18 protein-coding genes and 1 tRNA gene are annotated in these 20,079 nt (G+C 66.0%); 13 read left to right on the forward strand and 6 right to left on the reverse strand.

Annotated features, from left to right (window positions below):
- Positions 1–317 precede the first annotated feature (317 nt).
- Positions 318–404: transfer RNA gene (locus ACQR1Y_RS18390), tRNA-Leu, on the reverse strand.
- A 225-nt stretch (positions 405–629) separates the two neighbouring features.
- Here ACQR1Y_RS18390 and ACQR1Y_RS18395 point away from each other — a divergent pair.
- A complete protein-coding gene (locus tag ACQR1Y_RS18395; protein ID WP_434877807.1) occupies positions 630–1,598 on the forward strand; it encodes a complex I NDUFA9 subunit family protein in 969 nt (322 codons plus the stop codon).
- A gap of 115 nt (positions 1,599–1,713) precedes the next feature.
- Here the strand turns inward: ACQR1Y_RS18395 and ACQR1Y_RS18400 are convergent, their stop codons facing one another.
- Positions 1,714–2,520 (reverse strand): undecaprenyl-diphosphate phosphatase, encoded by an 807-nt coding sequence (locus ACQR1Y_RS18400; RefSeq protein ID WP_434877806.1) that lies wholly within the window; start codon positions 2,518–2,520, stop codon positions 1,714–1,716.
- A gap of 350 nt (positions 2,521–2,870) precedes the next feature.
- On the opposite strand from ACQR1Y_RS18400, the gene ACQR1Y_RS18405 reads away from it, so the two are divergent.
- Both ACQR1Y_RS18405 and queG read left to right on the forward strand, forming a co-directional pair.
- Entirely contained in the window at positions 2,871–3,563 is a 693-nt protein-coding gene (locus ACQR1Y_RS18405) for a glutathione S-transferase family protein (RefSeq protein ID WP_434877805.1), read from the forward strand.
- Positions 3,512–4,690, forward strand: a complete 1,179-nt coding sequence (queG, locus tag ACQR1Y_RS18410; RefSeq protein ID WP_434877816.1) for a tRNA epoxyqueuosine(34) reductase QueG — start codon at positions 3,512–3,514, stop codon at positions 4,688–4,690. Before ACQR1Y_RS18405 ends, queG begins: the two co-directional genes overlap by 52 nt.
- A gap of 11 nt (positions 4,691–4,701) precedes the next feature.
- Here queG and ACQR1Y_RS18415 read toward each other — a convergent pair whose 3' ends face one another.
- Positions 4,702–5,487, reverse strand: coding sequence for an alpha/beta hydrolase (locus ACQR1Y_RS18415; protein WP_434877804.1), 786 nt, complete (start codon positions 5,485–5,487; stop codon positions 4,702–4,704).
- Positions 5,488–5,810: 323 nt separating this feature from the next.
- Here ACQR1Y_RS18415 and infC point away from each other — a divergent pair, with 323 nt between their 5' ends.
- The gene (infC, locus tag ACQR1Y_RS18420) at positions 5,811–6,350 is read left to right on the forward strand and encodes a translation initiation factor IF-3 (protein ID WP_085963464.1); all 540 of its coding nucleotides are present in this window, start codon (positions 5,811–5,813) and stop codon (positions 6,348–6,350) included.
- Positions 6,351–6,442: 92 nt separating this feature from the next.
- On the opposite strand, the gene ACQR1Y_RS18425 is transcribed toward infC, so the two are convergent.
- Positions 6,443–6,799: a hypothetical protein gene (locus tag ACQR1Y_RS18425; protein WP_434877803.1), complete on the reverse strand. Its 357-nt coding sequence runs from the start codon at positions 6,797–6,799 to the stop codon at positions 6,443–6,445.
- 262 nt (positions 6,800–7,061) lie between these two features.
- On the opposite strand from ACQR1Y_RS18425, the gene rpmI reads away from it, so the two are divergent.
- The 7 genes from rpmI (at position 7,062) to ACQR1Y_RS18460 (ending at position 13,717) form a co-directional block, all read left to right on the forward strand.
- The gene (gene rpmI, locus ACQR1Y_RS18430; RefSeq protein ID WP_006612327.1) at positions 7,062–7,262 is read left to right on the forward strand and encodes a 50S ribosomal protein L35; all 201 of its coding nucleotides are present in this window, start codon (positions 7,062–7,064) and stop codon (positions 7,260–7,262) included.
- A gap of 73 nt (positions 7,263–7,335) precedes the next feature.
- Positions 7,336–7,695: a 50S ribosomal protein L20 gene (gene rplT / locus ACQR1Y_RS18435; protein ID WP_006612326.1), complete on the forward strand. Its 360-nt coding sequence runs from the start codon at positions 7,336–7,338 to the stop codon at positions 7,693–7,695.
- A 143-nt stretch (positions 7,696–7,838) separates the two neighbouring features.
- On the forward strand, positions 7,839–8,921 hold the full coding sequence (gene pheS, locus ACQR1Y_RS18440) for a phenylalanine--tRNA ligase subunit alpha (protein WP_434877802.1): 1,083 nt from the start codon (positions 7,839–7,841) through the stop codon (positions 8,919–8,921).
- A gap of 155 nt (positions 8,922–9,076) precedes the next feature.
- Entirely contained in the window at positions 9,077–9,562 is a 486-nt protein-coding gene (locus ACQR1Y_RS18445; RefSeq protein WP_434877801.1) for an endonuclease domain-containing protein, read from the forward strand.
- Positions 9,559–11,967, forward strand: a complete 2,409-nt coding sequence (pheT, locus tag ACQR1Y_RS18450) for a phenylalanine--tRNA ligase subunit beta (RefSeq protein WP_434877800.1) — start codon at positions 9,559–9,561, stop codon at positions 11,965–11,967. Before ACQR1Y_RS18445 ends, pheT begins: the two co-directional genes overlap by 4 nt.
- Complete coding sequence (locus tag ACQR1Y_RS18455) at positions 11,964–12,740, forward strand: sulfite exporter TauE/SafE family protein (RefSeq protein WP_434877799.1); 777 nt, start codon at positions 11,964–11,966, stop codon at positions 12,738–12,740. The genes pheT and ACQR1Y_RS18455 overlap by 4 nt, the downstream gene beginning before the upstream one ends.
- A 32-nt stretch (positions 12,741–12,772) precedes the next feature.
- Positions 12,773–13,717 (forward strand): MBL fold metallo-hydrolase, encoded by a 945-nt coding sequence (locus ACQR1Y_RS18460; RefSeq protein WP_434877798.1) that lies wholly within the window; start codon positions 12,773–12,775, stop codon positions 13,715–13,717.
- Between the two features lie 274 nt (positions 13,718–13,991).
- On the opposite strand, the gene ACQR1Y_RS18465 is transcribed toward ACQR1Y_RS18460, so the two are convergent.
- On the reverse strand, positions 13,992–15,401 hold the full coding sequence (locus ACQR1Y_RS18465) for a flavin monoamine oxidase family protein (RefSeq protein ID WP_434877797.1): 1,410 nt from the start codon (positions 15,399–15,401) through the stop codon (positions 13,992–13,994).
- A gap of 190 nt (positions 15,402–15,591) precedes the next feature.
- Between ACQR1Y_RS18465 and ACQR1Y_RS18470 the strand changes: the two genes are divergently transcribed.
- The gene (locus ACQR1Y_RS18470; RefSeq protein ID WP_434877796.1) at positions 15,592–16,572 is read left to right on the forward strand and encodes a YiiX/YebB-like N1pC/P60 family cysteine hydrolase; all 981 of its coding nucleotides are present in this window, start codon (positions 15,592–15,594) and stop codon (positions 16,570–16,572) included.
- Positions 16,573–16,801: 229 nt separating this feature from the next.
- Here the strand turns inward: ACQR1Y_RS18470 and ACQR1Y_RS18475 are convergent, their stop codons facing one another.
- The gene (locus ACQR1Y_RS18475) at positions 16,802–17,077 is read right to left on the reverse strand and encodes a metal-sensitive transcriptional regulator (RefSeq protein ID WP_006613634.1); all 276 of its coding nucleotides are present in this window, start codon (positions 17,075–17,077) and stop codon (positions 16,802–16,804) included.
- A gap of 49 nt (positions 17,078–17,126) precedes the next feature.
- Here ACQR1Y_RS18475 and ACQR1Y_RS18480 point away from each other — a divergent pair, with 49 nt between their 5' ends.
- The gene (locus ACQR1Y_RS18480) at positions 17,127–19,811 is read left to right on the forward strand and encodes a heavy metal translocating P-type ATPase (RefSeq protein WP_434877795.1); all 2,685 of its coding nucleotides are present in this window, start codon (positions 17,127–17,129) and stop codon (positions 19,809–19,811) included.
- Positions 19,812–20,079 lie beyond the last annotated feature (268 nt).

Genomic DNA, 20,079 nt, shown 5'->3' on the forward strand with positions numbered 1-20,079 from the left:
CTCTTCCCGCGCGTCGTTGCCTAACCCACGGAATCAGCAATCAAAACACTTGGCAAGATCTGTGAATAGGACAGCCGCAAGGGGGAGGGGAGCAGACCGTCAGCGCGGCGAGATCGAGAACTGCAACGAGGTGGTGCAACGAGATGATGTCATGGCTCGAATGGAGCTTACGGCGAAAGCCGCCAGTGCGAGACGAAGCGTCTGCGACCCACGGAATGCGTGGTCCCGCGTCGTCGGCAGCTACAGCGATGTCAGGGGAAAATTCACAATCCGAGCCTCAGCTCGGCGGCGCCACGCGGAGCTCGAAGAGCGAAGCGTGGTGCCCAGGAAAGGACTCGAACCTTCACGGCCGTTAAGCCACTGGCACCTGAAGCCAGCGCGTCTACCAATTCCGCCACCTGGGCATGTGGAGGCGGTGTGTACGGATCGAACGGCGGCTTGTCAAACCACTCCGAGCCCAAGATGACAATTTTTCTCACCCCAGGCGCAAAAACACGGCTCCCTTTTCCGCGATGCGGGCGATGGGCTATACAGCGGTCCAAGATGGCGGGCCGCGGGGTGCGAATCGCCGCTGACAGGCTTCTCGTCCGGGGCGGATCGACCGCCCGGCTATCCCAGGAATGATCCCAATGGCATCGAATCTGGACACCCTCGTCACCGTGTTCGGCGGCTCCGGCTTCGTCGGCCGCAACGTGGTCCGGGCGCTGGCCAAGCGCGACTATCGCATCCGCGTCGCGGTGCGCCGGCCGGAGCTCGCCGGCCACCTGCAGCCGCTCGGCCGCGTCGGCCAGATCCACACCGTGCAGGCCAATCTGCGCTATCCCGACTCGGTGGCTGCCGCGTTGCGCGACAGCCATGTCGCGATCAACCTCGTCGGCATCCTGACCGAGAGCGGCGCGCAGACCTTCGACGCCGTGCAGGCGGAAGGCGCCGCCACCGTCGCCAAGGCCGCGGCCGCCGCGGGCGCCCGGCTGGTGCACGTGTCGGCGATCGGCGCCGATGCCGAGTCGGCCTCGGCTTACGCGCGCGCCAAGGCCGCCGGCGAAGCCGCCGCGCTGGCCGCGGTGCCGGAGGCCGTGATCATGCGGCCGTCGGTGGTGTTCGGCCCCGAGGACCAGTTCACCAACCGCTTCGCGGGACTCGCCCGCATCGCGCCGTTCCTGCCGCTGGTCGGCGGCGGCGAGACCAAGATGCAGCCGGTCTATGTCGGCGACGTCGCGAATGCCGTGGCCGACGCTGTCGACGGCAAGGCGCAGGCCGGCGCAACCTATGAGCTTGGCGGACCGGAGGTGCTGAGCTTCCGCGAGATCCTCAAGATCATCCTCGACATCACCGACCGCGATCGCATGCTGCTGCCGCTGCCGTTCGGGCTGGCGAAGCTGCAGGCCGCGTTCCTGCAGTTCGCGCCGGGCCCGCTGAAGCTGACGCCGGACCAGGTCGAGCTGCTGCGTCGTGACAACGTCGTGTCGGAGGCCGCGAAGGCGGCCGGACTCACGCTTCAGGGCCTCGGTATCACGCCGGATTCGCTGGAAGCCGTCGGCCCGCAATATCTCTGGCGCTTCCGCCCCGCGGGGCAGTTTCAGCGCAAGAATGCGTGAGAGGCACAACTGTTAACCGCCGTCATTGCGAGCGTAGCGAAGCAATCCAGGGCGTCACGTGCGATTCTGGATTGCTTCGCTTACGCTCGCAATGACGAGCGGATAGAGCGGCGGACTACTTCCCCAGCGCCAGCGCGATCAGGCCGAGTGTGCCGACGACGACGCGCCACCAGGCGAACAGCACGAAGCCGTGGCGGGTGACGTAGCCGAGGAAGGCCTTCACCACGATCATCGCGGTGATGAAGGAGACGACGAAGCCGATCGCGATGAGGCCGAGATGATCGGACGTCATCTCGGCGCGGCTCTTGTAGAAGTCGTAGACGAAGGCGCCGACCATGGTCGGGATCGCCAGGAAGAAGGAGAACTCCGCGGCCGAGCGCTTGTCGCCGCCGAGCAGCATCGCCGCCACGATGGTGGCGCCGGAGCGCGACACGCCGGGGATCATCGCCATGCACTGCGCGACGCCGATCCAGAGATACATCAGCAGCGGATAGCGCGTGGCGTCATGCTCCCGCGGCTTCAGGTCGATCTGGTCGACCCACAGCAGGATGGCGCCGCCGACGATCAGCGAGAAGCAGACGACCCAGGGGTCGAACAGGAGCGCCTTGATGTATTTGCCGGCGATGAGTCCGATAATGACGGCGGGCAGAAAGGCGATCAGCACGCCGATGATGAAGCGGCGGTCGTCGGGGTTGGTAAGGGCGCCCACGGCGACGCGCGACAGCTTGAAGAAGTACAGCGCCACGATCGCGAGGATGGCGCCGAGCTGGATGAGGATCGCAAAGCTCTTCCAGAAGCCCTCGTCGCCGAGGCCGAAGAAGCGCTCCGCGAGCAGCAGATGGCCGGTCGAGGAGACCGGGAGGAATTCGGTGACGCCTTCGATGATCCCGAGAATCACCGCCCGCAGCGTGTCTGACATCATTGATCCGATCCAACCTTGCCGGCAAAACGCCGCCCTTCTCGCCTATTCGGCCCACGCCCGCAATTGCAAAAAGCGCTGCGAGCGGCCACATCGGAAGAATGAACCGGTGCGTGATCGGCCATACGAATCAAGAGGGCGCACGGCCGGGCGGCGGATCTGGCGCGTTGTTCCCCGGAGCGTCGTTTCCAGCATGCCGGCCCGCAGCCCTACTGCTTACACTTTCGCCGACCATGCGCTAATGGTCCGATTCGCGAGGGCCACCGCCCGGCGGTATCGGGACGATGCATCGGCGCAAGCCGGTGGTTGATCGTTCGTTAAGCGCAGTGGCTGCGGAATCGTCGAAAGGCTTCATGTACACGCTCTACCACCATCCCTTCTGCCCGCATTCGCGTTTCGTCCGCCTGGTGCTCGGCGAATACGGGCTCGATCTGCGCCTGGTGGAGGAACGCGCCTGGGAACGTCGCGAGGCGTTCCTCGTGCTCAATCCGGCGGCCACGACGCCGGTGCTGTCGGTCGACGATATGCCGCCGGTGCCCGGCGTCGGCGTGATCGCCGAATTCCTCGACGAGACCTGCGGGCCGGACGCCGGCGACCGCCGGCTGATGCCATCATCGCCGGCCGAGCGCGTCGAGGTGCGCCGTCTGATGGACTGGTTCAACACCAAGTTCTTCGAGGAGGCCTCGAACCTGCTGGTCACGGAGCGCATCTACAAGCGCTTCATGAGCGAGGAGGATGGCGGCGGGCCGCCGTCGACCGACGTGATTCGCGCCGCCAAGACCAATGTGCGCTATCACCTCGCCTATATCGGCTGGCTGGCGCAGCGGCGCAATTTCCTCGCCGGCGACCGCCTGACCTATGCCGACCTTGCCGCCGCCGCGCATCTCTCGGCGATCGACTATCTCGGCGACGTGCCGTGGATCGAGGACGATGCCGCGAAGGCGTGGTATGCGCGGGTGAAGTCGCGGCCGTCGTTCCGGCCGCTGCTGTCCGACTGGCTGGCCGGCGTGCCGGCGTCGCGGACCTACGTGGATCTCGACTTCTGAGCGCCAACGCGCCAGACGCCCTCAAGGCGGCGCTGGCAGCCGAGGCGCTTAAGCTCGGCTTCGATTGCATCGGCATCACCGTGCCGGTGGTGAGCGCTGAGCGAATCGCCGCCTTCGAGCGCTTCCTCGCCGAGGGCCGGCACGGCGACATGGACTGGCTCGCCCGCGAGCCGTCGCGACGCACCGATCCACTGGTGCTGTGGAGCGAGGTCCGCAGCGTCATCATGCTTGGCGTCAATTACGGGCCCGACGAGGACCCGCTCACGATTCTCGACCAGCGCAGCCGTGCCGCGATCTCGGTCTATGCGCGGGGCGACGACTATCACGACGTCATCAAGAAGAACCTCAAGACGCTGGCGCGCTGGCTGGTCGCCAACGCAGGTGGCGACGTGAAGGTGTTCGTCGATACCGCCGCCGTGATGGAGAAGCCGCTTGCGGAAGCGGCGGGCCTGGGATGGCAGGGCAAGCACACCAACCTGGTGTCATCAGGCTTCGGCTCCTGGCTGTTCCTCGGCGCGATCTACACCACGCTCGCGCTGCCGATGGACACGCCGGAGCGCGATCATTGCGGCTCGTGCCGGGCCTGCCTCGACAGCTGTCCCACCGCGGCGTTCCCGGCGCCCTACAGCCTCGATGCGCGGCGCTGCATCTCGTATCTGACCATCGAGAGCAAGGGTCCGATCCCGCGCGAATTCCGCAAGGCCATGGGCAACCGCGTCTATGGCTGCGACGACTGCCTCGCCGCCTGTCCCTGGAACAAGTTCGCGCAGGAGGGGCGCGAGGCGAAGCTGGCGGCGCGAGACGCGCTACGCGCGCCTGAGCTGGCCGAGTTGGCTGGCCTCGACGACGCCGCCTTCCGCGCACTGTTCACGAAGTCACCGATCAAGCGCATCGGCCGCGACCGCTTCCTGCGCAACGTGCTGATCGCCATCGGCAACTCCGGCGAAGCCGCGCTGATCCCGGGGGCCGAACGGCTCGCCCGTGATCCGAATCCACTGGTGCGGGGCGCGGCGGCCTGGGCGCTCGGAGAACTGCTCGACCCGCAGACCTTCACGAAAACGGCCGAGGCCGCGCTCGCCACCGAAACCGACGACAACGTCCGCGCGGAGTGGCAAACCCGATGCTGACGCGGCCGGCGTCAACCCATCTCGCCGACGGCGGCCAGCATCCGCGCGATGTCCTGCGGCCGCGACAGCCGGTGATCGCCGTCCTGGATCATGGTCAGCACGACGTCCTCCGCCGGCAGCCGGTGCGCCAACGCGAAGGCGTGCTGCCAGGGCACGTCGGGATCCTGCGCGCCCTGCAGGATGCGGACGGGGCAGCCGACATTGATGGCGCTGCCGAGCAGCAGGTGATTCCGTCCGTCCTCGATCAGCGCCCGCGTGATCGGATAGGGCTCGCCATATTCCGACGGACGCATCCAGACGCCGTTGGTCTCGATCTCCCGGCGGATATCAGCCGAAAAACCCTTCCACATCAGCTCCTCGGTGAAATCGGGCGCCGGCGCGATCAGCACCAGACCCGCCAGCGAAGCCTCGCCGGGCTGCTTCAGCAGTTCGCGCGCCAGCAGCAGCGCCATCCAGCCGCCCATCGACGAGCCGATGACCACCTGCGGCCCGCGGCAGAACTGCCGGAACACGGCCACGCTCTCCTCGAGCCAGCGGCCGATGGTGCCGTCGACGAAGCGCCCGCCGGATTCGCCGTGGCCGGAATAGTCGAACCGAACGCAGGCGCGGTCGCGTTCGGCCGCCCAGGCCTCGAGCGCCACCGCCTTGGTGCCCTTCATGTCGGAATTGAAGCCGCCGAGCCAGAACAGCCCCGGCGCAGTCCCCGGGCGGGCCCGTACAGCGATCTGGCGTGCGGCATCGCCGGCGCCGACAGAGATGAAGGCTGGGAGGTCGGTCGATTCGATTGGTTGGTTCATGGATCGTTACCCAATGGCGGACGTTGTGTGGGGGAGCCGGCCGTGTCCGTCAATCGGCTTGGAGCGACGCTGCCGCTTGCGAAAGCGTGTCGCGCACTCTATGTCCGCGGGCGGAACCACAAGGCTGGACCCGCGCGTTCGCGCCCGCCTGGCCAGTTGGTCTCCTTTGGGGGAATACGCCGCCACGCCGACATCCTGCGCGTGCGACGCAAGTGCCGCAATTGCCGGGCGGAATTTCGACGCACCGGGCCTGCGCGACCTTGCCCGCAAAGGCATCTTCCTTCAAACTAGCCGCCTTCTTCCACAACCTTGGAGAACTACCCATTCGCCGCCCTAATCGAGCCCCGCCCGCTGCCGTCAAAGACGGGCCGCGCACCAATGATGAGATTCGCAATGCGCAGATCCAGCTGATCGACGCCGAAGGCACCAACCGTGGTGTCGTCGAGACCGTTGTCGCGATCAAGATGGCGGCCGAGGCCGGCATGGACCTGGTCGAGATTTCGCCGAACAATTCGCCTCCCGTCTGTAAGATCATGGACTACGGGAAGTACAAATATTCGGCGCAGAAGAAGGCCGCCGAGGCCCGCAAGAAGCAGAAGGTCGTCGAGATCAAGGAGATCAAGCTCCGTCCGATGATCGATGACCACGACTACGACGTGAAGATGCGGGCGATGCAGCGCTTCTTCGAAGAGGGCGACAAGGTCAAGATCACCCTGCGCTATCGCGGCCGCGAAATGGCGCACCAGGAGATCGGCACCAAGCTGCTCGACAAGGTGAAGTCCGACGTGGCGGCGTTCGCCAAGGTCGAGCAGGACGCCAAGTTCGAGGGCCGTCAGGTCGTCATGGTTCTGGCCCCGCGCTGAGAGGCGAGGGACCACGCTTCAAACCGGGCCCGCCACGCGTTGGCGGGCTTTTCTCTTGAGGGGACGGATCACGGCCGTTCTTTTGGACGGTATCAGGACCGCGTCGCCTGCCACCGCCCGCTGCAGGTGCCGGCGGAGCCTTTGCCGCTCCAGCGGCCGAAGCCCGAGGTCGCGCCCAACCGCCCATTACCACTGGCCGACGAGCCGCCCTGCGAGACCCGCACCGTGACGGCACCGCCGCGGCCGACCGTGCCGGTGATATTGGCGGAGCCGGCCGAGGTCACCCGCCCGCCGCTGATCTGCACCGGGAAGCTGTAGCCCTGATCGCAACTGCCGGCCTCGGTGATGATCAGGACGGTCCAGGGACCATCGAAGCCGACGGCTTGCGCCGGGGCGGACGTGGACATCGCGGTCACGACGGCGGCGGCGGTCAGAAGGAAACGGACCATGGCGGACCTCGGCTTGGTTAACGAAAGCTGATCATGGGTCGGAATAGCTGATTCCATGGTTCGACGTTGCCAAGGCCCTTTGTCTCTGGCATAAGCGCGGCCTTCGTCGCCCGGCTGATCAAGGGCTGCCGTGGCGATGTCCCTGTGCGGGTGGGTCCTCGTTTGGACCCGAAACCTGAGCACAACCAACGCTCTAACGAGCATTTTCGCCGGATGGCGCCGCTTTCGCGGGCGGCTTGCCGTTGGCATCAAGGAGAGCCAAATGCCCAAGCTGAAGACCAAATCCGGCGCTAAAAAGCGCTTCAAGGTGACGGGGACCGGCAAGGTGATGCACGCTCAGCGCGGTAAGCGCCACGGCATGATCAAGCGGACCAAGAAGCAGATCCGGCAGCTGCGCGGCACCCGCGTGCTGTTCAAGACCGACGGCGACAACGTCAAGAAGTACTTCTTGCCGAACGCCTGACCGGCCTCTCGCTTCCGAACCCTCGGCCGCGCGCGACGCGGCTCTTCATCACCTCTGATCAAGGATTTCCGTCATGTCTCGCGTCAAACGCGGTGTGACCGCCCACGCCAAGCACAAGAAGGTCTACAAGGCCGCCAAGGGTTTCTACGGCCGCCGCAAGAATACCATCCGCGCCGCCAAGGCCGCCGTCGAGAAGGCCGGCCAGTATGCGTTCCGCGATCGCAAGCGCAAGAAGCGCACCTTCCGCGCGCTCTGGATCCAGCGCCTGAACGCCGCCGTGCGTCCATTCGAGCTGACCTACAGCCGCTTTATCGACGGCCTGTCCAAGTCCGGCATCACCGTCGACCGCAAGGTGCTGTCGGATCTCGCGATCAACGAGCCCGCCGCGTTCGAGGCGATCGTTGTGAAGGCCAAGGCCGCGCTCGCCGCCTGATCGCCTTCCTCATCGTGAGGACTTCAAAAGCGGCCGACGCTCTCGGCCGCTTTTTGCTGTCCGGTGCCATCGCTGCTTTCGCTTGACCCCTGTCGCCGGCGCGGCGACAACCCAGCCGCCTTTGCCCTGCGGAGATTTTGCCCGTGTCCGATCTCGCTTCGCTCGAAACCTCGATCCTCGACCAGATCGCCGCCGCCGGCGATGAAGCTGCGCTGGAAGCCGTCCGCGTCGCCGCGCTCGGCAAGAAGGGCTCGATCTCGGCGTTGCTGGCCACGCTCGGCAAAATGTCGCCGGACGAGCGCAAGACGCAAGGCGCCGCGATCAACCTCGCCAAGGACAAGGTCACGCAGGCGCTGACCACGCGCCGCGACGTGCTGAAGGCCGCAGCCCTCGATGCGCGCCTCGCCGCCGAGACCATCGACGTCACCCTGCCGCTGCAGGATGCGCCGGCCGACAGCGGCCGCATTCATCCGCTCAGCCAGGTGATGGACGAGCTGACCACGATCTTCGCCGATATGGGCTTCTCGATCGCGGAAGGCCCCGATGTCGAGACCGACGACTACAACTTCACCAAGCTGAACTTCCCCGAAGGCCATCCGGCGCGCGAGATGCACGACACCTTCTTCTTCAACCCGAAGGAGGACGGCTCGCGCATGCTGCTGCGGACCCATACCTCGCCGGTGCAGGTTCGGACGATGCTGACCCAGAAGCCGCCGATCCGCGTGATCTGCCCGGGCCGCACCTACCGCATCGATTCGGATGCGACCCATACGCCGCAATTCCACCAGGTCGAGGGCCTCGTCATCGACAAGGGCTCGCATCTCGGCCACCTCAAATGGATCCTGCACGAGTTCTGCAAGGCGTTCTTCGAGGTCGACCACATCAACATGAAGTTCCGGCCGTCGTTCTTCCCGTTCACCGAACCGTCGCTCGAGGTCGACATCCAGTGCCGCCGCGACAAGGGCGAGATCCGCTTCGGCGAGGGCGAGGACTGGCTGGAGATTCTCGGTTGCGGCATGGTGCATCCGAACGTGCTGCGCGCCTGCGGCATCGATCCCGACGAGTACCAGGGTTTTGCCTGGGGCATGGGCATCGACCGCATCGCCATGCTGAAATACGGCATGAGCGATTTGCGCCAGCTGTTCGAAGGCGACGTCCGCTGGCTGTCCCACTACGGCTTCAAGCCGCTGGAGGTGCCGACCCTCGCGGGAGGATTGAGCACGTGAGCCTGATGAGCCCCGATCTCTCGACTCGGACAGTCGGACTCCCTCTCCCGCCTGCGGGGGAGGGCTGGCTCCTCCGTATGCTTGGTTCAACAGGAACCGGTCTTTCCGTTCCCTCCCCCCTTGTGGGGGAGGGTCAGGGAGGGGGGTAGCCCAGGATGCCGCACGCAGACGTCAGCGAGCGCCAGCGCAACAGAGCGAAGCAACTTCGCCATGCGATGACGCACGCTGAGACGCTGCTGTGGCGCTATATCAAGGCAAACCGGATCGATGACGCCGGCTTTCGGCGCCAAGTCCCGATTCAGAACTACATCGCAGACTTCGTCTGCTTTTCGGCAAAGCTCGTGATCGAACTAGACGGCGAGTCGCATGACTTTGACGAACGGCAAGCAAAAGACGCCAAACGCGATGCGTTTTTCGCTACCGAAGGGTTTGAAGTCCTCCGTTTCACCAACGAGCAGGTGACGTCAAACTTGGAAGGCGTTGTTGAAGCCATCCGCCAAGTCCTCAACGACCGCGCCCGCGGCTTACCCCCCTCCCCGACCCTCCCCCACAAGGGGGGAGGGAGCAGAGAGAGCGGTGCAAGCGGCCAAGACAATTCGCACGATACGAACAACAGCAAGATCCGAGGCATGCAGCCATGAAATTCACGCTGTCCTGGCTGAAGGACCATCTCGACACCGATGAGCCGGTGGAGAAGCTCGCCGACAAGCTCACGATGATCGGCCTCGAGGTCGAGCATCTCGAGGACAAGGCGAAGCTGCTCGCGCCGTATAAAATCGCGCGCGTCGTCTCCGCCGAGCAGCATCCGAATGCGGACCGGCTGCGGGTCTGCATGGTCGACACCGGCGACGGTGGCGCACCGGTGCAGGTCGTCTGCGGCGCGCCGAATGCCCGCGCGGGGCTGGTGTCGGTGTTCTCGCCGCCGGGCACCTACATTCCCGGCAAGAACATCACGCTGTCGGTCGGCACGATCCGCGGCGTCGAGAGCCGCGGCATGCTGTGCTCGGCGGCCGAACTGCAGATCTCCGACGATCACGACGGCATCATGGAGCTGCCGGCGGATGCGCCGATCGGCAAGCCCTATGCGGAATGGGCAGGCCTCGGCGATCCCATGATCGAGATCAACCTGACGCCGAATCGCCAGGACTGCACCGGGGTTCACGGCATCGCGCGCGATCTCGCCGCCGCCGACATGGGCAAGCTGAAAGATCCCGCCATCAAGCCGATCAAGGGCGAATTCGCCTGCCCCGTGAAGGTCGCGGTGGAGGACGAGAAGCTGTGTCCGGGCTTCGCGCTGCGGCTGGTGCGTGGCGTCAAGAACGGTCCGTCACCGAAATGGCTGCAGCAGCGGCTGACCTCGATCGGGCTGCGCCCGATCAACGCGCTGGTCGACATCACCAACTACATGACATTCGACCGCGCGCGGCCGCTGCACGTGTTCGACGCCAAGAAGGTCAAGCGCAATCTGGTCGTCCGCCGCGCCCGCGATGGCGAGACCCTGCTGGCGCTCGACGGCCGCACCTACACGCTCGACAATTCGATGTGCGTGATCGCCGACGACGCCGGCGTCGAATCGCTCGCCGGCATCATGGGCGGCGAGGCGTCGGGCTGCGACGAAGGCACCACTGACGTGCTGATCGAATCGGCGCTGTGGAACGAGATCAACATCGCCCAGACCGGCCGCAAGCTCGGCATCAATTCCGACGCGCGCTACCGCTTCGAGCGCGGCGTCGATCCGGCCTTCATGGTGCCGGGCCTGGAGATGGCGACCAAGCTGGTGCTTGAGCTCTGCGGCGGCACGCCGTCCGACAACGTCGTCGTCGGCAACGCCTATGGCGACGACCGCATCATCGACTTCCCCGTCACCGAGGTGAAGCGCCTCGCCGGCATCGAGGTGCCTTTCCCCGAGATGCGCCGCATCCTCACCCATCTCGGCTTCACCCTGGCCGGCACCGGCCCGGTCGTGAAGGTCGCGGTGCCCTCGTGGCGCAGCGACGTCCATGGCAAGGCTGATATCGTCGAGGAGATCGTCCGCATCGTCGGCGTCGACAAGGTGCCGATGACGCCGTTCGAGCGTGGCGATGCGCCGCGCAAGCCGGTGCTGACGCCGCTGCAACTGCGCACCCGCCGCGCCAAGCGCGCGCTGGCGGCGCGCGGCATGGTCGAGGCCGTCACCTGGTCGTTCATCTCCAAGCCGGCCGCCGAGCTGTTCGGCGGCGGCAAGCCCGAGCTCGCGCTCGCCAATCCGATCGCCGCCGATCTCTCCGACATGCGCCCGAGCCTGCTGCCCGGCCTGATCGCCACCGTGCAGACCAACGCCGATCGCGGCTTCGGCGATGCCGCGATCTTCGAAGTCGGACAGGTCTTCAAGGGCGACCGTCCGGAGGACCAATTCGTCGCCGCCAGCGGCATCCGCCGTGGCATCGCCTCGTCGAAGGGTCTCGGCCGGCACTGGACGGGTTCGCAGACGGCCAACGCCTATGATGCCAAAGCTGATGCCCTCGCCGTGCTCGCGGCCGCCGGCGCGCCGATGGCCTCGGTGCAGATCGTCGCCGGCGGACCTGCCTGGATGCATCCGGGACGCTCCGGCACGATCCAGATGGGACCGCAGAACGTGCTCGGACATTTCGGCGAGCTGCATCCGCGCACGCTGGAAGTGCTCAAGGCCGACGGTCCACTGGTTGCGTTCGAGGTCATCCTCGATCGCGTCCCGGCTGCCAAGGCAAAGCCCACTCGCGCCAAGCCGGTGCTGGAGCTCTCCGCGTTCCAGCCGGTGTCGCGTGACTTCGCCTTCATCGTCGACCGCAAGGTCAAGGCCGGCGACATCGTGAAGGCAGCGCAGGGCGTCGACAAGAAGCTGATCACCGACGTCACCGTCTTCGACATCTACGAGGGCAAGGGCATCGAGGACGGCAAGAAGTCGGTCGCGATCGCCGTCACCCTGCAGCCGCGCGACAAGACCATGACGGATGAAGAGATCGACGCCGTCGCGGCCAAGATCACCGCCGACGTGGCCAAGAAGACCGGCGGCACGTTGCGCGGATGAGCCTCTCCGGGCTCATCCCTGCCGAACTCAGCCTGTTCGCGACGATCGCTGTGGCGGTCGTTGCCTTCATCGCAGCGACCGCGCGCGGCTTCTCCGGCTTCGGCGCGGCGCTCATCTTCATGCCGCTGGCCAGCAGCTTTGCCGCGCCACGGCTCGTCGCGCCGCTGCTGCTGGTGATCGACTTCGTGGCGATGGCGCCGACGGTGCCCAACGCCTGGCGCGATGCCGACCGCAAGGCGACGGCGGTGATCGTTGCCGGCGCGCTGGTCGGGGTGCCGCTCGGCACCTACTTCCTCTCCCGGCTCGATCCCGTCACCGTGCGCTGGATCATCACGAGCTTCGTCGTCGCACTCCTTGCGCTGCTGATCTCCGGCTGGCGCTATCGCGGCAAGGACTACACGGCGCTGTCGGTCGCCGTCGGCGCCGTGTCCGGCTTCTGCAGCGGCGTGGCGCAGACCGGTGGGCCGCCGATCGTCGGCTACTGGCTGGGACGCCCGATCGAGCCGAAGGTCGCGCGGGCGAACATCGTGCTGTTCTTTGGTGCCTCTGACGGCTTCGCGATGGTCAGCTACGCCGCCAGCAGCCTGATCACCTGGGACTCGCTCAAGCTCTCCTTGCTCATCGGGCCGGTCTACGCGATCGGCGTCGCTTTCGGCGCCTCACTGTTCGGCCGCGCCAGCGAGCGCGTGTTCCGCATCATCTGCTATGCGCTGATCGCGATCGCCGTGATCTTCGGGCTTCCGGCCCTCGACGGCGTGCTCGGCCGGGGCTAGCTTCCGCGCAACGAGACCCGCGGGAGGACGCCATGATCAATCGTCGAACGATGCTGTCGCTTGCGTTGGGCTCAGCCGGGGCCATCGCGGCGCCATCGGCGTTCGCGCAAGGCGCCAAGGCCGGAACACGCATCGTGTTCCTCGGCACCAAGGGCGGGCCTCGCGTCGGTGTCGGCGCCTCGAACCCCGCCAATCTCGTCGTCGTCAACGGCACGCCGTTCGTGATCGATTGCGGCATGGGAGTCAGCCGACAGCTGGTCAGCGCCGGCGTGCCGATCCCGTCGATCAAATACATCCTGATCAGCCACCATCATTCCGATCACAATCTGGAATACGGCAACCTGTTCTACAACGCCTGGGCCGCAGGGCTGTCAACGCCGATCCAGTCGTTCGGGCCGAAAGGCCTGGAGGCGATGACGCGGAGCTTCTGGGAGACCAACAAGCTCGACGTCGACACCCGCATCGATGACGAGGGCCGGCCAGATCCGAGGCCGCTGCTGATTGCCAAGGATATCGATACTGACGGCGTCGTCGTGAAGACGGCCGACGTGACGGTGACCGCGTTCCGCACGCCGCATCCGCCGATCACCGATAATTTCGCCTACAAGTTCGAGACGCCGGACGGCACCATCGTGTTCTCCAGCGACACCGCCTACAACCCGAAGCTTGCGGAGTTCGCCAAGGGCGCTGACGTGCTGGTGCACGAATGTCTCTACGTGCCGGCGGTCGATCGTCTCGTCCTCAAGACCAAGAACGGATCGACGTTGAAGAAGCATCTGCTGGAAAGCCACACCACGACGGAGGACGTGGGCCGCGTCGCGGCTGCGGCCGGTGTGAAGGTGCTTGTGCTCAGTCACTTCGTGCCGGGCGACGATCCCGAGGTGACCGACGAGGATTGGACCCGCGACGTCAAGAAGAACTACACGGGCCGCATCGTGGTCGCGAAGGATCTGATGGAGCTGAAGCTGCCGGTGTAGTTGACTTTGGAACTACAAATTTCTCAATCGAAGCACGGCTCAAGATGCCGGTGCGATGGTCATGAATGCGCCCTCTCCCCTTGTGGGAGAGGGCATCGACGGCCTATCCGCGAATGCGGTTGGGTGAGGGGTACTCTCAGCCAGTGACATTCGCGGTGAGATACCCCTCACCCAACCGAGCCTGCTGAACTTTCCTACATGCCCTGTCCCACAAGGGGAGAGGGCGCAGTCAATCCCACCGCATCTTGTTGCGATCTTAGCGATGCGTTCGAGATCAATCCTCCGGCGAGGCCGACCGCACCTTGCGACGACGACCACGCTGGCGCTCGCTCGTCGGCTCCGGCTCGGGATCCTTCAACGCACCGATGCGGCGAAGCGCGGCTTCCGCAGCGCGCTCGCCGGACTCCCAGGCGCCATCGACCGTGCCCCACAGCGTCTCATGCGTCGCTTCACCAGCGAGAAACAACGGTCCCAGCGGCTCGCCGAGGATCTTGCGCGCGCCCTGGCCACCGGGTGCGGCCGCGGACATCGCCCCAAGCACGCCCGGCACCTGATTCCAGCGGGTGGCCGACGACGACTTCACTGCGGCGGCCGCTTCGCTGCCGAACAGCTTGCCGATCCACTCCTTGCCGAAAGCGGTCATCGCCGCCTCGCCCTGCGCGGAGAGATCCCGGCCGAAGCTGCCGGCAACGTCGACGGTGCACAGTGAGGAGCCGCCGATATTGGCAAGCAACAGACCGGTGCGGTTCGAATTGCTCTGCTCGACGATGACCTCGTCGCGAGACAGGCCGAGCGGATTGCCGGACAGCATCAGTGCGATGTGATCGAGGCTGCCCAGGCTCAGCTTCGCGGCGGCGTCGAGCTGTCGCTTCGGCAGTTCCGGAGCAAACTTGATGGCGCCCGATGCGAGCACGTTGGTCGACACCGTGAGAATGACGGCACGCGTCGCAATGCGGCCGGCCGGGGTTTCCACGGCCACGTCACGGTTGCCCCACACAATCCGCGTGGCCGGCGTCGCCAGCGCCACCGGCAGGGACTCGCCAAGCTTGCTGACGAGCGTGCCCAGCCCCTGGCGGCAAGCGAGCGGCGCGCTGCGATCCTGGCCGCGGGCCTTGTCGATTGCGGAGAGATCGGCGAGGTCCTTGCCGGTGGCGCTGGCGCCGAGCACGAAGGCGGTTGTCCCGGCCCAGTCGCCGAGATCCTTGGGCAAAGCTGCGGCGCAGGAGGTGTCGAGCTTGCCGCGAGAGGCCTCGTCGATGGCGCGGTTGGCGCGAACGAGGCCGGCGAGGAACTGCTCGGTTTCACCCGGCCGCGCATTGCGCCGACCGACGCGGATCTTCTGGCCGACCGGCGCGGCGATCACGTCGAGACCGACGCCGCGGGCCAGCTTGCCGATCGCATTCGTCTCGGCATTAAGCAGCCAGCGCGCGCCGCGGTCGAACGGCACGCCGAAAGTGGCAGCATCCGTGCTGCAGCGGCCGCCGATCTGCAACGCCGCTTCGAGCAGCACGACCTTGCGATTGGCGGCCGCGATGCGGCGCGCCGCGGCAATGCCTGCCGCGCCCGCCCCGATCACGACGATGTCAGCATCGCGCGGAACCGCGGCTCGGCCCGAGCGGCTGAAGACGGGCAGCGCGGCCAGCGCCGCGGAAGCGGTCAGGAAGCCGCGGCGCGTAAAGCTCATGACATGGTTTCCGAAAGCTTTGAAAGAACGCGTTCGGTCGGAATTTGCCGCATCTGCCGCGCTGCGGCAACCGGGTGGTGAATCCCATACCGTCTAAATCAGTTCGACTATGAACCAAATTGCAACCGCAATCGACCATCATGGAAGAAGGGAAAAGCAGGCGGCCGGACAAGGCCGACCGGGGAGCGTCATGGGTATCGTGCTCGACCAGATCGGCAAGCTGATTGCCGCCTATCTCCAGAAGGAGATACCGGGCTATGAGCCGTTCACCCCAAGCGATCCGGATTACCTGCGCAAGGACATGCAGCCGGGCGACGTGCTGCTGGTCGAAGGAAACAGCCGCATCTCCGGCATCATCAAATATCTCACGCAGTCGACCTGGTCGCATGCGGCGCTCTATGTCGGCCCGATCGATGGCGCCGTCGAGCCCGACGGCGAGCCGCATGTGCTGGTGGAGGCCTATGTCGGCGACGGCGTGATCTCGGCGCCGCTGTCGAAATACTTCTCCTATCACACACGGGTGTGCCGCCCCGTGGGGCTGACCTTCGAGGATCGCCATACGGTGTGCCGCTATGCCATCAACCGGATCGGCTTCGGCTACGACACCAAGAACATCATCGACCTGATGCGCTATTTGATCCCGATGCCGATCCCGCAACGCTGGCGGCGGCGCATGATCGCGCTGGGCTCGGGCGATCCGACCAAGATGATCTGCTCGGCCTTGATCGCGCAGGCGTTCGACGCGGTGCGCTATCCGATCCTGCCGAAGATCACGCGGGCGCCGTCGCGACGCGCCAAGCGCGAGATCCTCCACATCCGCGATTCGTCGCTGTACATGCCGCGCGACTTCGACATCTCGCCGTATTTCGAGATCGTCAAGCCGACCATCGTCAACGGCTTCGACTACACGACCTTGCACTGGGCCGACAAGCAGAAGCCGCTCGCGGAGGTAGCGGGCGAGTTCGCCGTGTTTCCAGGATCTGTCGTTGCGCCGCCGCTCGTTCCTGAGACGGCTGACGAAGAAACGGCGCAGCAGGTTGCGGCTGAGGAAGTGATTGCCGAGAAGGTGATCGAGCGGCTCGTGGTCAACGAGCATTTTCTCGTCGCCGAGCCTGTGCGGACGCTGGCTGCCCGTCCGGCCGTACGCCGCCGCAACAAGGTTGCGGTCTAAGTTCGCACTGACTCAATATTAGTTGGATTCGAGCACGCGCCCATTAGGCAGTGTGCTCCCTCTCCCCGTTCTTACGGGGAGAGGGTTGGGGTGAGGGGCAGCCACAAGCACCGGACTCGCGGAGAGCCCCCTCACCCGGATGGCATCTGCAGATGCCATCCGACCTCTCCCCGCAAGCGGGGCGAGGTAAGCTGCCAGCGCCGCCGGCAGCCGGGACTACGTATTCAAGTCACCGATCCGACCGGCTGATCACATCCATCAGCTCCGCGATCTTCTGCCGCTGATCGGCTTTGTCGCCGGACGCGATCGCGTGTTCGACGCAATGCGAGACGTGATCGCGCAGGATCTCCTCCTCGACGCGGCGGAGCGCCGCGCGCACCGCGGAGATCTGAGTCACAATGTCGATGCAGTAGCGGTTGTCCTCGACCATCTTGGACAGGCCCCGGACCTGCCCTTCGATCCGGCTCAAACGTTTCTGGCAGGAAGTCTTGATGTCGTCGCGCATGGGCTTTATATACCCCTATAGGGTATAGGTTTCAAGAGGCGAGGCTGGCATGTCGGAAACCGAACACGGGCATGGTGCCGCAGCGGTGCAATCGGGTGGATGCGGCTGCGGATCGCGCGCGAGCGCGGTGGAAACCAGACAAAGCGAGGCGCCCGTAGAGGCGTGTTGCAGCGATCGTGCCGGTCCCGAGCCTGAGAGCGCCCATGCCTGCTGCGGCGGCCAGGATCACGTCGCGGCCAAGACGATGAAGGTGACGGACCCCGTCTGCGGCATGTCGGTCGATCCGGCGACGTCGAAGCATCATTTCGAGCATGGCGGCGAGACCTTCCACTTCTGCTCCGCGGGCTGCCGGTCCAAGTTCGCGGCCGATCCCGCCAAATACCTCGCAGTGGCGGCTGCGGACTCGTGCTGTGGTGGACACGATCACCACTCCCATCAGCACGACCACGCCAAGGTCATCGATCCCGTCTGCGGGATGAGCGTCGATCCCGCGACGTCGAAGCATCGCTTCGATCATCAGGGTCACACCTTCCACTTCTGCTCCGCCGGCTGCCGCACCAAATTCGCAGCTGAGCCCGACAAATATCTCGGCGAGCGCGCGCCGCCGGCGGAGATGCCGGCGGGCACGATCTACACCTGCCCGATGCATCCGGAGATTAGGCAAGAGGGGCCTGGCACCTGTCCGATCTGCGGCATGGCGCTGGAGCCTGATGTCATCAGTCTCGACGACGCACCCAATCCCGAACTCGCCGACATGACCAGGCGGTTCTGGATCGGCGCGGTGCTCGCCGCGCCCGTGGTGGTGCTGGAGATGGGCGGCCATCTCGTCGGCGGTCACGGGCTGATCGACCCCATGCTATCAAACTGGATTCAGTTCGCGCTGGCGACGCCGGTGGTGCTGTGGGCCGGCTGGCCGTTCTTCGTGCGCGGCTGGCAGTCGGTCCAGACCCGCAATCTCAACATGTTCACTTTGATCGCGATGGGCACGGGTGTCGCCTATGTCTACAGCGTGATCGCGACCTTGATGCCGCAGGCGTTCCCGCCGGCCTTCCGCGGGCATGGCGGCACTGTCGCGGTGTATTTCGAGGCGGCGTCGGTGATCACCATCCTCGTGCTGCTCGGCCAGGTGCTGGAGTTGCGCGCACGCGAGGCCACGTCAGGCGCGATCAAGGCGCTGTTGCAGCTCGCGCCGAAGACGGCGCGGCGGCTCGATGCCGACGGCAACGATCATGAGGTCGAAATCGCCGAGCTCGCGGCCGGCGACCGGTTGCGCGTGCGTCCCGGCGAGAAGGTGCCGGTCGACGGCATCATTCTCGAGGGCCGTTCGTCACTCGACGAATCGCTGGTCACCGGTGAATCGATGCCGGTCACCAAGGACGAAGGCGAGCGCGTCATCGCCGGCACCTTGAACCAGACCGGCAGTTTCGTGATGCGCGCCGACAAGGTCGGACGCGAGACGCTGCTGTCGCAGATCGTGCAGATGGTCGCCGATGCGCAGCGCTCGCGCGCGCCGATCCAACGGCTCGCCGACCAGGTCGCGGGCTGGTTCGTGCCGACGGTGATCGCCGCCGCGATCACCGCATTCGTCGCGTGGTACGCATTCGGCCCCGAGCCGCGCTTCGCGTTCGGCCTCGTCGCCGCCGTGAGTGTGCTGATCATCGCCTGCCCGTGCGCGCTGGGCCTGGCGACGCCGATGTCGATCATGGTCGGCGTCGGGCGCGGTGCGCAGGCCGGCGTGCTGATCAAGAGCGCCGAGGCGCTGGAGCGCATGGAGAAGGTCGATACGCTGGTGGTCGACAAGACCGGCACGCTCACCGAAGGCAAGCCGAAAGTCACTTCGATCGTCACCGCTCAAGGCGTCGACGAGGCCGAGGCGCTCAGGCTCGCCGCCAGCGTCGAGCGCGCCAGCGAGCATCCGCTCGCCGAGGCGATCGTCCGTCACGCCAGCGAGCGCAAGCTCAGGCTGGCCGACGTCAAGTGCTTCGACGCGCCGACCGGCAAGGGCGCGCGTGGCGAGGTCGAGGGCAAGGCGGTCGTGCTCGGCAACCCGACCTATCTCGCCTCGCTCGGTATCATTACCGACACCTTGGGCGTCGCGAGCAAGCGGCTGCGCGAGGATGGTGCGACTGTCATCACGATGGCCGTCGACGGCAGGCCGGCAGCGCTGTTCGCGATCGCTGATCCGGTGAAGGCATCGACGTCGGAGGCGCTGAAGGCGTTGGCGGCCGACGGCATCAAGGTGATCATGCTGACCGGCGACAACCGCACCACGGCGACCGCGGTGGCGCGGAAAATCGGCATCACCGAGGTCGAGGCTGAGGTGCTGCCGGAGCAGAAGAGCGCAGTGGTCGCGCGTCTCCGCGCCAGCGGCAAGGTGGTGGCGATGGCCGGCGACGGCGTCAACGACGCGCCGGCGCTGGCGGCGGCCGATGTCGGCATCGCCATGGGCACCGGCACCGATGTGGCGATGGAGAGCGCCGGCGTCACCCTGCTGCAGGGCGATCTCGGCGGCATCGCGCGGGCGCGAAAACTGTCGGCCGCCGTGATGAGCAACATCCGCCAGAACCTGTTCTTCGCGTTCATCTACAACGCGGCCGGCATCCCGATCGCGGCGGGTATTCTCTACCCGGTGTTCGGCATCCTGCTGTCGCCGATCATCGCCGCCGCCGCGATGTCGCTGTCGTCAGTGAGCGTTGTCGGCAATGCGCTGCGGCTGCGGGCGACGCGGCTGTGAGACAGCATCGGGGCCTCATGGTTCGAGACGCGCGCCAAGCGGCGCGCTCCTCACCATGAGGGTTTAGCTTCGCAAATGGTCTCTCCACGTCATTGCGAGCGCAGCGAAGCAATCCAGAGTCCCGCCCGCCACCCTGGATTGCTTCGCTGCGCTCGCAATGACGGGGAAGCAGCTGGGGCGCGTCCGCGGTGGGTGGGGAGGATGGGCTTGCCGAAGCCCGCCGGCATCTCTAACTCCTGTCGCGTGTCTCGCAGAGAGGTTCCACCGC

Source organism: Bradyrhizobium sp. HKCCYLRH3099, from assembly GCF_051167855.1.
GTDB lineage: Bacteria > Pseudomonadota > Alphaproteobacteria > Rhizobiales > Xanthobacteraceae > Bradyrhizobium.